Source organism: Actinoplanes sp. M2I2 (genome assembly GCF_023544445.1).
Classification (GTDB): Bacteria; Actinomycetota; Actinomycetes; order Mycobacteriales; family Micromonosporaceae; genus Actinoplanes.
Genome location: NZ_JALPVJ010000005.1, coordinates 469584 through 483284, shown reverse-complemented (window position 1 = coordinate 483284; position 13701 = coordinate 469584). Strand labels below are relative to the sequence as shown.

Below are 13701 nucleotides of genomic sequence, written 5' to 3'. Positions count from 1 at the left end.
CCCGCCGTGACCGGTTCAGATCAGGTACTTCTCGACCCCGCGGACGCGTACCCGGAGGTCCGCGTGGTCCGCGAACGGCTGGCCGCGCGCGACTGGCCCGCGGTGCGTCAGGTGGTCGACGGGCTTCCCCCGGCCGGGCGCACGATGGTGCTCCGGCAGGGCGGCTTCGTGGACGGCGCCGAGCAGCTGCTGCGCGAGGTGCTCGATCGCGATCCGGCCGACGGCGCGGCCGCGGCCATGCTGGGTTTCCGCCTCGTCGACGTCGGGTGGAAGATCCGCACGGGGGCTCGGGCCGAGTACGTGAGCTCGCAGCAGTTCGGCGAGTTCCACGACTGGCTGCGCCGGGCCGAGGCGGTGCTGATCGACGGGGCCGCCCGGAATCCGCGCGACCCGGCGATCTGGTCGGCCCGCCTGGTGTCCGGTCGCGGGCTCGAAGTGGGTCTGGCCGAGATCCGGCGCCGGTACGACAAGGTCAAGGCGCTCGACCCGCACAACCTGACCGCGCAATTCCATCTGTTGCAGTCGCTGTGCCCCAAGTGGAGCGGCAGCTGGGACCAACTGCACCCGTGGTGCCGTGAGGAGATGCTGGCCGCGCCGCCCGGGGCCGTCCAGGGGGTGCTGGTCGCGGAGGCGCACATCGAGCACTGGCTCGAGTTGCCGCCGGGCACCGACACCGCCTACCTGAACGGAGGCCCGGTGCGCGCAGAGCTCCGGGAGGCGGCCGAGCGGTCGGTGCTGCACTCCGACTTCGGCCGCGACCACGGCTGGGTGGAAGCGGCCAGCACGTTCGCCTTCGTCTTCAGCCTGACCGGCGACCGCCGCTCCGCGGCCGCGCTGTTCGCCCTGCTCGGCGACCTGGCCACCAAGCACCCCTGGACCTACCTCGGCGACGACCCGGCCGGGCACATCCGCAACCACCGCCGGCGCGCCCTGGCCGGAGTGGCCCGATGATCAAGCAGATCGAGGTCGACGGGGTTCCCGCTCTGCTCGCGCCGGCCACCGGACCCGCGCAGGCCGGGCTGGCGTTCCGGGTCGGATTCGCCGACGAGCCGCTCGCCCGGCGCGGCATCACCCACCTGGTCGAGCACCTGGCGCTGTTCTCCACGGGCGTCGCCGACTACCACTACAACGGCGCCACCGGTGTCGAGCACACCTACTTCCACATGCACGGTTCCGCCGAGGAGTTGAACGACTTCCTCGCCGCGGTCTGCGCCTCGCTGCGGGATCTGCCGATGCGGCGCCTCGCCACCGAGAAGGAGTTGCTGCGGACCGAGGCGAACGGGCGCAGTCAGGGACCGGCCGATCAGATGGCGCTGTGGCGGCACGGCGCTCGCGGCTACGGCATGGCCGGCTACCCGGAATGGGGGCTCCCCGCGATCACCGAGGACGATCTGCGCGAGTGGGTGGCCCGCTACTTCACCCGGGACAACGCGGTGCTCTGGGTGACCGGTGACGAGGTGCCGCCGGGGCTGCGGCTCGACCTGCCCGGCGGCGTACGGCAGCCGTCACCTCCGCTGACGTCGGCCCTGCCGGTCACCCCGGCCTGGTTCCCCGGCTCGTCGGGAATGCTCGGCTGGGACGCGATCGTGCCCCGGCAGGCCGGTTCGGCGGTCTTCGCCGGGGTGCTCGAACGGGTCCTGTTCCGCGAGTTGCGGCAGGAGGGCGGGCTCTCGTACACGGCTCAGGCCGGCTATCAGCCCCTCGGCAGCGACCACGCGCTGGTCACCGCGGTGGCCGACGCGCTGCCCGAGAAGCAGGCGGCGGTGGTCGGAGCCTTCACCGACGTGCTGGCGGCGCTGCGGGTCGGACGGGTCGACGAGGCCGACGTGGCCGCCGTCGTCAAGAAGCACACCGAGGCGCTGCGGCACGCCGAGGACCAGGGGGCGAGGCTGCCCGGACAGGCACTCAACGTGCTCGCCGGGCTCGAGGTGCGCGACATCGACGACGCAGTCGCCGACGTACGGGTCGTCCGCGCCGCCGACGTCGCCGCGGTGGCCGCCGCGGCCTGCGCCGACGGCCTGCTCATGACGCCCCGGGTGCGGGGCGACTGGACCGGCGCCACCGCCGCCCCCGACCGCTCCGACAGCGTGGTGACCGGCGACGAGCACGCTTCGCTGGAGGACGCCACGGAACGGCTCGTCGTCGGGGCCGAGGGGGTCAGCGTGGTCTCCGAGCGCAACCAGGCCACCGTACGGTTCGACGCGTGCGCGATCGTGCGGGCCTGGCCCGACGGCGGCCGCCAAGTGGTCGGCCACGACGGCATCACGGTGGTGCTCGAGCCGACCCTGTACGCCCGGGGGCACGCGGCCGTCGAGCGCCTGGACTCGCACGTCCCGGCGGCCCTGCGGGTCGCCCAGCCCGACCGGCCGGCCGACCGGATCCCGCAGCCCGAGCCCGAGGCGGCGTCCGCGCCGCAAGCACCCGCGGCTCCGGCGACCACGCCGGGCGGGCGGCGCAGGGTCGTCCTGCTCGTGCTGGCCGTCCTGGTCGGGCTGCCCCTGGTCGGCCGCATCGTCTACGAGCTCGTGACCGGCATCGAGGACCTCGGAACCGGGTCCGTGGGCCTCACGGTGGCGGTCGTTGTGACCTCGGCCTGCGCCGCCGGGGCCGTCAACGCCGTCCGGCGCGGCCCGCGGACGCTGATTCGCGGTGTCATTGCCCACCCGGCTGTCTCAGGCGTCGCCGCACCGGTGACGGGGGAGCAGGATGAACGGGTGAAGCTTTCGGTAGGGGCCGGGCTGGCCGGTGTGGCGGCGGCCGCGGTCGCCCTGGGTGCGGCCGAGGTCGTGGCTGTGGTGACCGGGCCGTTGACCGCGCCGCTGCCCGCGGTGGGCGGCGTGGTCGTCGACAACGTGCCCGGGCCGGTCAAGGACTTCGGCATCAGCGTCTTCGGGGTGCACGACAAGACGGCGCTGATCGTGGGCACGGCCGTGCTGCTGGCGATCTACGCGTACGGCGTGGGCGTGGCCGCCGTACGGTCCTGGCGTCTGGGTCTCGCCGGCATCGGGCTGTTCGCGGTCGTCGGTGTGGTGGCGGCCCAGACGCGGCATGACGCGGGCGTCTTCGCGTGGCTGCCCACGGTGGCCGGGGCGGCTCTCGCGGTCTGGGTGTTGCGACTGCTGCTCGACCGGGCCGGGGCGTACCGGGCCGAACCGGCGGCGGAACCGGTGGCGGTGGGCGCCGCGATCGGCGGGCCCGGGGCACGACCGGCGGACGGGCTCGGCGCGGGCGGCGTGGCCACCGGGTCACCCCCGGTGGTCCGGGGCGCGTCCGTCGAGGACCGTCGCTATTTCCTCAAGATCCTCGGTACCGCCTTCGGCTCGGCCGCCGTCGCCGGGTTCGGCGGGCGGTGGCTCACGTCGCGCCGGGCGGTGACCGCGGCCCGCAAGGACGTCGTGCTGCCCGCGCCCCGGCAGACCGCGCCGCCGGTGCCCGCCGGCGTGCAGGTGCCCGGCGTGACGCCGTACATCTCGCCCAACAAGGACTTCTATCGCATCGACACCGCGCTGATCCCGCCGCAGGTCGACCCGGCGACGTGGCAGCTGCGCATCCACGGCATGGTGCGCAACCCGATCACCCTCACCTGGGAGCAGTTGCTGCAGCGGCCGATGATCGAGCGTTACGTGACGCTGGCCTGCGTGTCCAACGAGGTCGGCGGCGACCTCATCGGCAACGCGCTCTGGCTCGGGACGCCGATCCGCGAGCTGCTCGAGGAGGCCGGCCCACTGCCCGGCGCCGACCAGGTCGTACAGCGGTCGGTGGACGGGTGGACGTGCGGGAGCCCGACGGCGACGCTGATGGATGGGCGGGACGCGCTGCTTGCGGTCGGCATGAACGGCGAGGCGCTGCCGGTCGACCACGGTTTTCCGGCACGGATGGTCGTGCCCGGGCTGTACGGCTACGTGAGCGCCTGCAAGTGGATCACCGAGATCGAACTGACCCGGTTCGCGGACTTCGACGCCTACTGGGTTCCCCGGGGATGGTCGGCGCAAGGCCCGATCAAGACGGAGTCGCGGATCGACACGCCCCGCGACGGCGCTTCCCGCGATCCCGGGACCGTGACCGTCGGTGGTGTGGCGTGGGCCCAGCATCGCGGTGTCACCAAGGTCGAGGTGCAGGTCGACGACGGGGCGTGGGCCGAGGCGACGCTCGCGGCCACCGTTTCCAGCGACACCTGGCGGGAGTGGAGCTTCGCGTGGCCGGCCACCGCGGGGGAGCATCGGCTGCGGGTGCGGGCCACCGACGGAACCGGGGCGACGCAGACGAGCACGCCGGCACCGCCGGCGCCGGACGGCGCGTCGGGATGGCACGCGATCAAGGTGCAGATCGGGTGAGCCGGATCGACGCGACCCCGGTCAACCGACGCAATGCCGATTAGTTGAAGGCCGCACTAGCGGTCCGTTGTGATTACGCAAGTCGCTCATACGGTGGCTTGCATGTCCACCGATGCGGTTGATGAAGAGCCGTCCAGCAACGCGAACCGGCCCCCGGCAGGGGACCGGATCGTCATGGTCGTGCCGGGTCGCCGGCGTCAGGCGGCCGGTGCCTGCCGCTGTGCCGGAACGGCCGACTTGTGGGGGCGGCCCAGCCGCGCCTCGAGCCGGACAAGGTCGACACGTCCGTGACGGTCGGCGAGGTCCTCCCAGCCGACGGCGAGCAGCCGCAGCCGCTCCGCCTCGCTGAAGCCTCCCCAGACCCCGTACGGCTCTCGTACCGCGAGGGCGTGCGCGGCGCACTCGGCTCGCACCGGGCAGGCTCCGCACATGCTCTTGGCCTTGGCCTCCCGGCGGTTGCGGGACGAACCGCGCTCGCCGTCCGGGTGGAAGAACTGCCCGCTGTCCCGGCCCCGGCACAAACCGAGGCGCTGCCAGTCCCAGAGATCGGCGATGGGCCCGGGCAGTCTGCGAACGTTCGACATGGAACACCCTCCTCCCGCGCGGCACCGCGGAGTGTCGTCATGAGGGGCCTTGCTCAGGCCTGTCGCGGTGTTACCCCGGTGATCCCCGGCTCACACGCAACTCGTCGATGTCTTCTGAAGCCGTCTTCCGAAGGCTCCTGGCATCGGTCAGGCAAGTCATACCGATCTTTCCCATTTTTTCCATCTAAAGCGCGTAATGCTGCGGCCCTCGCGTGATCTCCTCTGAGAGAGAAGGAGGATCACTGTGCGTACCGTCCTCGTGTGCGTCCGTACCCCGCTGGCGGCCCAGACCGTCGCGTCCACCGCGGCCCGGCTCGGCATGACCGGCGTCGTCCGGACCGCGGTCAGCGAGACCGAGGCCATGATCCGCCTGGCTGAACGGCCGGCTGAAGTGGTCCTGGCTGACACCGCCGTGACTCGTCCCGACAGCGTCGGCTTCACCCGTCGCGTCCTGGCCCGTGCGCCGCAGGCCCAGCTGGTGCTCTTCGGCGCCGAAGATCCCCGGGTGGCCGCGGCGGCCGTCGCCGCCGGCGCCCGCGGCGTCATCCGTGGCGTCGAACACGACCTGGTCAGTGTCGTCGCCAAGGCGCTGTTGCTCCTGCTGCTCCCGGTGCGCCCCCAGGGCATGCCGATCAACGGCGCCAACGCCCAGCCCGCCACCGTCGCCGGCGGGGCCCGCAACAACAACTCGACCGCGGCCCGGGCCGCCTACCAGAACGGCGGCCTCGGCATGGGCTCGCCCAACGCCGCCGCCGTGCCGGCCATGCTCGGGCCCAACGCCCCGATGGTCCCGGCCCAGCGTGGCGACGCCCCGATCGACCCGGCGACCGGCCGTCCGATGGTGGCCTGGCCGGGCAACGAGACCCAGGTCGGGGTGGCCGACCCGGCGCCCGCCGGACGGCGGCTGACGCTCACCGAGCGCGAGCTGCAGGTGCTGCGGGGGATGGCCGACGGCAAGAGCAACGCCGAGATCGGGCGTGAGCTCTTCGTCTCGGAGGACACCGTCAAGACACATGCCCGGCGGCTCTTCCGGAAGCTGGGGGCCAGAGACCGCGCACACGCGGTGGCCGCGGGCTTCCGAGCCGGGCTGGTCGCTTGATCTGAAGGGGGTCCGAGCCGGCGGCTCGGGCCCCCTTCAGTCTTTCTCGTCCTCGTTGCCCTCGGTCAGCGTGTCGTGGACGCCGTCGGCGTAGCCGCGCGCGTACTCCCACGTGACGTAGTGATCGGGGTCCGGGTCGAAGGCCGGCTCGTGCACCCTCGGGCGCCCGCTGCTGAGCAGATGCCGCAGGTTGCCCCGCAGCAGATCCCAGTCGAAGTAATGTGGCTCGTGGCAGTCCTCGCACTCGATCACGAGGCCACGGATGCCGGTCGGGCTCAGGAGCGCCTGATAGATCTCCAGGTCGGAAAGATCCTCCAGGACGTCCTGCCGTTCGGCGTCGGTCAGCGGTTCAGCCTCGGCGTCCTCGTCGAGGTCGTCGAGTCCCGCGGCCGGGTCGGTGGGATCGCCGTTGAACGGGTCGATCGGCTCATCTTGCACCCCCTTACCGTACTCACCCGTGACGGATGTGTGCTGGCCCGCACGTGCTGTCCGTCGTGCGAGGCGACGGAGAGCGGATGGGTACGATGAACCATTCGTCTTCCAGTTTTGAGGGATGATCCGTGGAATCTGACTCGGCCCGCACGGTACCGCTCGGTCTGACCTTCGACGACGTGCTCCTCCAGCCCGGCGAATCGGACATCGTGCCGAGCCGGGTCAACACCAACACGCGGCTGACCCGAAACATCGACCTGACCATCCCGCTGCTGTCCGCGGCGATGGACACCGTCACCGAGGCGCGCATGGCCATCGCCATGGCCCGCGAGGGCGGCATCGGCGTCCTGCACCGCAACCTCTCGCCCGAGGACCAGGCGGCCCAGGTCGACCTGGTCAAGCGCTCCGAGTCCGGCATGATCACCAACCCGGTGACCTGCAGCCCCGACGACACGCTGCGCCAGGTCGACCAGCTCTGCGGGCGCTACCGCATCTCCGGCGTGCCGGTCACCGACGCCGACGGCACCCTGGTCGGCATCGTGACCAACCGCGACATGCGCTTCGTCACCGACTCCGAGGCCAAGGTCCGCGACGTCATGACCAAGATGCCGCTGGTCACCGCCCCGGTCGGGGTGAGCAAGGAGGACGCCCTCGGCCTCCTCCAGCAGCACAAGATCGAGAAGCTCCCGCTGATCGACGACAGCGGCCGCCTGCGCGGCCTGATCACGGTCAAGGACTTCACCAAGAGCGAGCAGTTCCCCAGCGCCACCAAGGACCCGCAGGGCCGCCTGCGGGTCGCGGCCGCGGTCGGCGTGGGCGACGACTCCTACAAGCGGGCCCGCGGCCTCATCGACGCCGGCGTCGACGTGATCATCGTGGACACCTCGCACGGGCATCAGCGCCAGGTGCTCGACATGATCGCCCGGCTCAAGCGCGACACCACCACCGACATCGTCGGCGGCAACGTGGCGACCTACGCCGGCGCCAAGGCGATGGCCGAGGCCGGAGCCGACGCGGTCAAGGTCGGCGTGGGTCCGGGCGCCATCTGCACGACCCGCATCGTCGCCGGGGTCGGCGTCCCGCAGATCACCGCGGTCATGGAGGCGCAGCGCGCGTGCGCCCCGTTCGGCGTGCCGGTGATCGCCGACGGCGGCATCCAGTACAGCGGCGACATCGCCAAGGCGATCGTGGCCGGCGCCGAGACCGTGATGCTCGGTGGGCTGCTGGCCGGCTCCGAGGAGAGCCCCGGCGACCTGATCTTCGTCAACGGTAAGCAGTACAAGTCGTACCGGGGAATGGGTTCGCTCGGCGCCATGCAGTCGCGCGGTCAGGCCAAGTCGTACTCCAAGGACCGCTACTTCCAGCACGATGTGCCGGAGGAGAAGCTGGTGCCCGAGGGCGTCGAGGGTCAGGTGCCCTACCGCGGCCCGCTGTCGCGGGTGGTGGCCCAGCTGGTCGGCGGCGTCCGGCTCGCGATGGGTTACGCCGGCGCCGAGACGATCCCCGACTTGCAGCAGCGGGGCCAGCTCATCAGGATTACCGCTGCGGGTCTGAAGGAGAGCCACCCGCACGACATCCAGATGACCGTCGAGGCTCCCAACTACCACTCCCGCTAGCCCGGACCGAGAGGCTCAAACATGCGTGACGTCGTGGAGATCGGTCTGGGCAAGACCGCTCAGCGCGGGTACCACCTGGACGACATCGCGATCGTCCCGAGCCGGCGCACCCGCGACGTGGACGACGTGTCCACCGAGTGGCGCGTCGACGCCTACCCCTTCAAGATTCCCTGCGTCGCGCATCCGTCCGACGCGACCATGAGCCCGGACTCGGCGATCGCCCTGGGCCGCCTCGGCGGCCTGGGCGTGCTCAACGCCGAGGGCCTGTGGACGCGGTACGAGGATCCGAGCAAGATCCTGGAGGAGCTGGCCTCGCTCGACGAGGACGCCGACGCGACCCGGCGGCTGCAGGAGGTCTACTCCGAGCCGATCAAGCCCGAGCTGATCGCCGAGCGGGTGCGCGCGATCCGTGAGGGTGGCGTCACCGTCGCCGTCCGAGTCTCGCCGCAGCACACCCTCGCGCTCGCGCCGGTGGTGCTCGACGCGGGCGTCGACCTGCTGGTCATCCAGGGCACGCTGGTCAGCGCCGAGCACGTGTCCACGACGGACGAGCCGCTGAACCTCAAGGAGTTCATCGCCGACCTCGATCTGCCGGTGATCGTCGGTGGCTGCACCGACTACAAGACGGCGCTGCACCTGATGCGCACCGGCGCGGCCGGCGTGATCGTCGGCGTCGGCGCCGACGAGTGGTCGACCACCGACACGGTCCTGGGCATCCGGGTGCCGATGGCCACCGCGATCGCCGACGCCGCGGCCGCGCGTCGCGACTACCTCGACGAGACCGGCGGCCGTTACGTGCACCTGATCGCCGACGGCGGCATCTCCACGTCGGGTGACATCGCCAAGGCGATCGGCTGCGGCGCCGACGCGGTGATGCTGGGTGAGCCGCTGTCGCTGGCCGAGGGCTCCCCGGCCGGTGGCGCCTGGTGGCACTCGGCGGCCAGCCACCCGCAGCTGCCGCGCGGCGGCTTCTGCATTGCCGGCGAGCCCGACGGCACGCTCGAGGAACTGCTCTTCGGGCCGGCCGACCGCCCCGACGGTCAGCTCAACCTGTTCGGCGGCCTGCGGCGCGCGATGGCCAAGTGCGGCTACCGCGACGTCAAGGAGTTCCAGAAGGTCGCCCTCGTTCTCGACCGGTGACCTCATGCCCAGCAGGTCTGCAGCCTCCGGCGCTAATCTCGCGGCTATGAGGCGTGTGGGGATTGCCGGGGTGCTCGGCCTGGCGTTGGTGGCGGCCGGCTGCACCAGTGACGCGCAGCCGGCCCCGGCCCGGAGCTCGTCGGCGCCGCCCCCGTCCTTCGCGGCGGGCGCCGACGGCATCGGCGATCCGTACTTTCCCAAGTACGGCAACGGCGGTTACGACGTGGCCGGCTACGACCTGAAGGTGCGCTACGACCCGCGCAACGATCAGCTCACCGGCACCGCGACGATCACCGCGACGGCCGGGCAGGACCTGTCACGGTTCAACTTCGACCTGTCCAAGCTGGCCGCCCGGAACGTGACGGTCGACGGCGTCCGCGCATCGTCGCGGGCCGAGGGTAACGAGCTGGTCATCACCCCCACCGAGGGCATCGTGGCCGGCCGCCCGTTCACCGTCGTGATCGAGTACGGCGGCGAGCCCAGCCAGTTCGCCAACTCCGTCCTCGGCGACGGCGGCTGGCTGGAGAACCCGGACGGCGCGGTGGCGCTCGGTCAGCCCGAGTCGGCCAGCACCTGGTTCCCGGTCAACGACCACCCGGCCGACAAGGCCACCTTCAAGCTCGAGATGACCGTGCCCGAGGGTGTCGAGGCGATCAGCAACGGCGTGCCCGGCCCGCGCCGCACGACCGGCGGCTGGACGACCTGGAGCTGGTCGGAGAGCTCGCCGCTGGCCAGCTATCTGGCCATGGTCGTGATCGGGCAGTACCGGATCACCACGACCACCCACGGCGGCAAGCCGATGGTGCTGGCGGTGGCCGAGTCGCTGCCCGCCGACGGCCCGGCCGCCCGGTCGCTGGCCCGGACCGGCGAGATCACCGACTTCCTGGCCACCAGGTTCGGGCCGTACCCGTTCGACGCGAACGGCGGCGTCGCGGTCGACGACCGGAACATCGGCTACGCGCTCGAGACGCAGAGCCGGCCGGTCTACGGTCCCGCGTTCTTCAGCGGCGGCCCGAACGAGTCGGTGGTCGCCCACGAGCTCGCCCACCAGTGGTTCGGCGACAGCGTGGCCCTGGAGAAGTGGCAGGACATCTGGCTCAACGAGGGCTTCGCGACCTACGCCGAGTGGCTGTGGGACGAGCACAAGGGCACTCAGACCGTGGAGCAGAGCTTCGACGCCGCCTACAACTCGTACGCGTGGGACCAGCCCGGTGAGGCCGGCAACCCGGGCGCGGGCCGCATCTTCGGCCAGGCCGTCTATCAGCGCGGCGGCATGACGGTCTACGCGTTGCGCAAGACCATCGGCGACGCGGCCTTCGACCAGTTGCTCAAGCGGTGGACCAGCGAGAACAAGGACGGCAACGCGAGCACCGACGACCTCATCGCGATGGCCGAGGAGGTCTCCGGCAAGCAGCTGGACGACCTCTTCCGGACCTGGCTGTTCACCACCGGAAAGCCGGCGAAGCCCTAGGTGTATGTAGTGCCCGCGCCGGTTACTTGTCGACCAGCTTGGGGTGGCTCTTCAGATAGGCGGCCGCCTTGCCCTGCGCGACGGCCTGGACGAAGCCCTTGGCCTCGGGGGTGAGCTGCTCGCCGCGGTAGCCGCTCCCGGTCCCGACCCCGCGTCCGGGCAGGCTGACCCGCGTGATCTTGTCGGGGGCCAGGTTGCGCAGGGCATAGGCATACTCCACCGGTTTGCGGCCGCCGACGTGGACCAGGGTCTCCCCGAGCGCCTTGACCAGCGGGTCCACCCGGGCCGGGTCGGTGGTCAGGCCCTCGTCGAGCGCCTTGGTGAGCAGGGCGGTGACGAGTTGCCGCTGGTGACGCTGCCGGTCGTAGTCGCCGTCGGGCAACCCGTAGCGCTGCCGGGCGTAGTCGATGGCCTGCCAGCCGACCAGGTGCCGCCGGCCGGGCTGGTAGACGGCCTGCGGACCGATGTAGTCGCCACCGCGCAGCGGGCGCAGCGAGCCGTCCGGCTTGCGGTGCCGCGACTCCACCTTCTGGTCGATCACCAGGTCGACGCCGCCGAGCTCGTCGGTCAGCTTGGCCAGCCCGCCGAAGTTGAGGATCGCGCCCGCCTGGAACTGCTTGATCCCGGTGTAGGCGCTGATCGACCTGGCCAGCAGCTGGTAGCCCTTCTCGACGCTCGGCTCCTTGCTGCCCGCGACCCGCGAGCCGCGGCTCATGGCTTCGGTGACCTTGTACGTACCGGAACCCGGCACCTCGACCCGCAGATCACGCGGAAGGGAGTAGAGGTAGGCCGAGTCGAGCCCCGGCTCCACGTGCAGCAGCATGATGGCGTCGGCGTGCGGCTCCCAGCCCGGGATGGACACGCGGGTGTCGACGCCGATCAGGAGCAGGTCGAGCGGCCCGGAGATGTCGGCGCCGGGTGACGGCGGCGGGGTGGGCGGCACGGCCGAGGACGTCGGTGCAGCCGCCGCGGTGGGCGTGACGGTAGGTTTGTCCGAGCCCGAGCGCACAGCCCACGCGATGCCGCCGCCCGCGAGAAGCGCCACGACCACCGCGCCGGCGATCGCCCATCCCGCCCTGTTGTTCCGCATGCCGGAACAGTAAGCGAGCATGATCGGCAGCTCAATGGCGCAAGATCTCGATATGTGAAACCGGTGGTGGCCCCACCGGCGTTCACCCGTACGCTGACCGCCGCGAATCAACGGGGGAGGCGCACGCTTCGATGAAGCTCACCAAACGACGGGTCACCGTCGGTCTCATCTCCACTGCCGTCGTCGTGTCGATGACGAGCGTGACCACCTGGGCTCTGGCCGCCGACGACGCCAAGTCGATGTCCGCCGCCGCCAATACGCCGGTCAGCCTCGTCGTCGGTTACAAGACCGGCATCGACCGCGTCGCCTCGACCCGCAGTCTGTCGTCCGCCGGTCTGCGGACCGCGGACGCCGCCACGGCACAGTCCGCGCTCGCCGAGATCAACGCCTCGCGCGTGACGGTGTCGAGCGGTCGCATCGCGTCGGTGATCGCCTCCCTGCGCAACGACCCCAACGTGGCCTACGTCGAGAAGGACGTCCAGCTCGCCGAGTTCGACACGGTCCCCAACGACCCGTCCTTCAGCAAGCAGAACGAGATGTACGCGGTGAAGGCGCCGAAGGCCTGGGACACCACCAAGGGTTCCGCCGTCACCGTCGCCGTGGTCGACACCGGCGTCAACGCCATCAAGGATCTGGCCGGCGCGACCGTGGCCGGCTACGACTTTGTGAACGACGACTCCTCGCCGGCCGACGACCGTGGTCACGGCACCTCGGTCGCCGCCCTCATCGCCGCTCGGGGCAACAACAAGCAGGGCATGGCCGGGGTCTGCTGGTCCTGCAAGATCATGCCGGTCAAGGTGCTCGACAACAAGGGCAACGGGTCGGGCAGCGACGTCGCCCAGGGCATCATCTGGGCCGTCAAGCACGGCGCCCGCATCATCAACCTCTCCCTCGGCGGTCCCGGCAGCAAGGTCCTGCAGGACGCGGTGGCCTACGCCAACGTCAACAACGCGCTGGTGGTGGCCGCGGCCGGCAATGCCGGCAACACGACGCCGCAGTATCCGGCGGCCTACACCGACGTGCTGACCGTCGCCGCCACCAAGCGCTGCGCGAGCTACGCGACCACGCCGGGCTGCACCGCGGGGCACCAGACGCTGACGTCCTACTCGTCGCGGAACAAGTCCGGTGCGAGCTGGGTCGACGTGGCCGCCGTGGGCGACGTCATGACCATGGACAGGTACGGCAACTACAACACCGGCACGAGCGGCACGTCGTTCTCGGCGCCGATCGTCTCCGGCGTGGCCGCCCTGGTGAAGACCAGGAACCCGAGCTACACCGGCTGGTCGATCGCGAGTTCGATCTACAAGAGCGCCTCGGTCCGCAAGGTCGCCGGGGTCAACTACGGCCTGGTCGACGCCTCGATCGCGCTGAACGTCCCGACCGACCGTACGGCCCCCACCGCCACCGGCATCACGCCGAACGGCGGTTTCGCCAAGGGGAGCATCCCGGTGCGTCCGGTGAACTTTAAGGACGACAAGTCCGGCATCCAGAAGTCGCTGCTGTACGTGAACGGCGTCTACAAGAACTACAGCAAGAACGCCCCGTACGGGATCATCTTCAACACCGCCGGCTACAAGGGCAGGACGACCGTCGAGCTGCGGATCTCCGACAAGGCCGGCAACCAGAAGATCGTCAAGGGCGTGGTGACGGTGGACAACACCGCGCCGGTCACCAAGATCACCTCGGCGCCGAAGAGCGGCACGAAGGTCAAGGGCACCGTGACGATCAAGTTCAGCGGTACGGACGCCACCGCCGGCATGGGCAAGTGGGTGCTGCTCATCAACGGCAAGGCGTCGCAGAGCCGCACCGTGCTGAAGCCGTTCACCTTCGCCGCCTCCTCGGTGCCGAAGAGCTTCACGGTGCAGGTGCGCGGCTACGACAAGGCCGGCAACTCCAGCAACTCGGTCAAGCTGACCTACACCCGCTGAACACCCT

10 protein-coding genes are annotated in these 13701 nt (G+C 71.0%); 7 read left to right on the top strand and 3 right to left on the bottom strand.

Annotated features, from left to right (window positions below):
• Nucleotides 1–6 precede the first annotated feature (6 nt).
• Both HJC40_RS13190 and HJC40_RS46600 read left to right on the top strand, forming a co-directional pair.
• Entirely contained in the window at nucleotides 7–951 is a 945-nt protein-coding gene (locus tag HJC40_RS13190; RefSeq protein ID WP_250001253.1) for a hypothetical protein, read from the top strand.
• Complete coding sequence (locus HJC40_RS46600; RefSeq protein ID WP_374271692.1) at nucleotides 948–4334, top strand: molybdopterin-dependent oxidoreductase; 3387 nt, start codon at nucleotides 948–950, stop codon at nucleotides 4332–4334. Before HJC40_RS13190 ends, HJC40_RS46600 begins: the two co-directional genes overlap by 4 nt.
• A 197-nt stretch (nucleotides 4335–4531) precedes the next feature.
• Here HJC40_RS46600 and HJC40_RS13180 read toward each other — a convergent pair whose 3' ends face one another.
• The gene (locus HJC40_RS13180; RefSeq protein WP_250001252.1) at nucleotides 4532–4918 is read right to left on the bottom strand and encodes a WhiB family transcriptional regulator; all 387 of its coding nucleotides are present in this window, start codon (nucleotides 4916–4918) and stop codon (nucleotides 4532–4534) included.
• 244 nt (nucleotides 4919–5162) lie between these two features.
• Here HJC40_RS13180 and HJC40_RS13175 point away from each other — a divergent pair, with 244 nt between their 5' ends.
• Nucleotides 5163–6017 (top strand): response regulator transcription factor, encoded by an 855-nt coding sequence (locus HJC40_RS13175; protein ID WP_250001251.1) that lies wholly within the window; start codon nucleotides 5163–5165, stop codon nucleotides 6015–6017.
• Nucleotides 6018–6053: 36 nt separating this feature from the next.
• On the opposite strand, the gene HJC40_RS13170 is transcribed toward HJC40_RS13175, so the two are convergent.
• Nucleotides 6054–6455 (bottom strand): DUF5319 domain-containing protein, encoded by a 402-nt coding sequence (locus HJC40_RS13170; protein ID WP_250001250.1) that lies wholly within the window; start codon nucleotides 6453–6455, stop codon nucleotides 6054–6056.
• A gap of 122 nt (nucleotides 6456–6577) precedes the next feature.
• Between HJC40_RS13170 and guaB the strand changes: the two genes are divergently transcribed.
• The 3 genes from guaB to HJC40_RS13155 are packed head-to-tail and all read left to right on the top strand — an operon-like array spanning nucleotide 6578 to nucleotide 10676.
• A complete protein-coding gene (guaB, locus tag HJC40_RS13165) occupies nucleotides 6578–8065 on the top strand; it encodes an IMP dehydrogenase (protein WP_250001248.1) in 1488 nt (495 codons plus the stop codon).
• Between the two features lie 21 nt (nucleotides 8066–8086).
• On the top strand, nucleotides 8087–9205 hold the full coding sequence (locus tag HJC40_RS13160) for a GuaB3 family IMP dehydrogenase-related protein (RefSeq protein ID WP_250001246.1): 1119 nt from the start codon (nucleotides 8087–8089) through the stop codon (nucleotides 9203–9205).
• 46 nt (nucleotides 9206–9251) lie between these two features.
• On the top strand, nucleotides 9252–10676 hold the full coding sequence (locus HJC40_RS13155; protein ID WP_250001244.1) for a M1 family metallopeptidase: 1425 nt from the start codon (nucleotides 9252–9254) through the stop codon (nucleotides 10674–10676).
• A gap of 22 nt (nucleotides 10677–10698) precedes the next feature.
• Here HJC40_RS13155 and HJC40_RS13150 read toward each other — a convergent pair whose 3' ends face one another.
• Complete coding sequence (locus HJC40_RS13150) at nucleotides 10699–11766, bottom strand: LCP family protein (RefSeq protein ID WP_250001242.1); 1068 nt, start codon at nucleotides 11764–11766, stop codon at nucleotides 10699–10701.
• A gap of 131 nt (nucleotides 11767–11897) precedes the next feature.
• Here HJC40_RS13150 and HJC40_RS13145 point away from each other — a divergent pair, with 131 nt between their 5' ends.
• Nucleotides 11898–13694, top strand: coding sequence for a S8 family serine peptidase (locus HJC40_RS13145; RefSeq protein ID WP_250001241.1), 1797 nt, complete (start codon nucleotides 11898–11900; stop codon nucleotides 13692–13694).
• The last annotated feature ends 7 nt before the right edge of the window (nucleotides 13695–13701 follow it).

Coding starts and splice junctions, on each gene's coding strand:
- HJC40_RS46600 (WP_374271692.1), top strand. CDS start 948: ATGATCAAGCAGATCGAGGTCGACGGGGTTCCCGCTCTGCTCGCGCCG.
- HJC40_RS13160 (WP_250001246.1), top strand. CDS start 8,087: ATGCGTGACGTCGTGGAGATCGGTCTGGGCAAGACCGCTCAGCGCGGG.
- HJC40_RS13155 (WP_250001244.1), top strand. CDS start 9,252: ATGAGGCGTGTGGGGATTGCCGGGGTGCTCGGCCTGGCGTTGGTGGCG.
- HJC40_RS13150 (WP_250001242.1), bottom strand. CDS start 11,766: ATGCGGAACAACAGGGCGGGATGGGCGATCGCCGGCGCGGTGGTCGTG.
- HJC40_RS13145 (WP_250001241.1), top strand. CDS start 11,898: ATGAAGCTCACCAAACGACGGGTCACCGTCGGTCTCATCTCCACTGCC.
- HJC40_RS13180 (WP_250001252.1), bottom strand. CDS start 4,918: ATGTCGAACGTTCGCAGACTGCCCGGGCCCATCGCCGATCTCTGGGAC.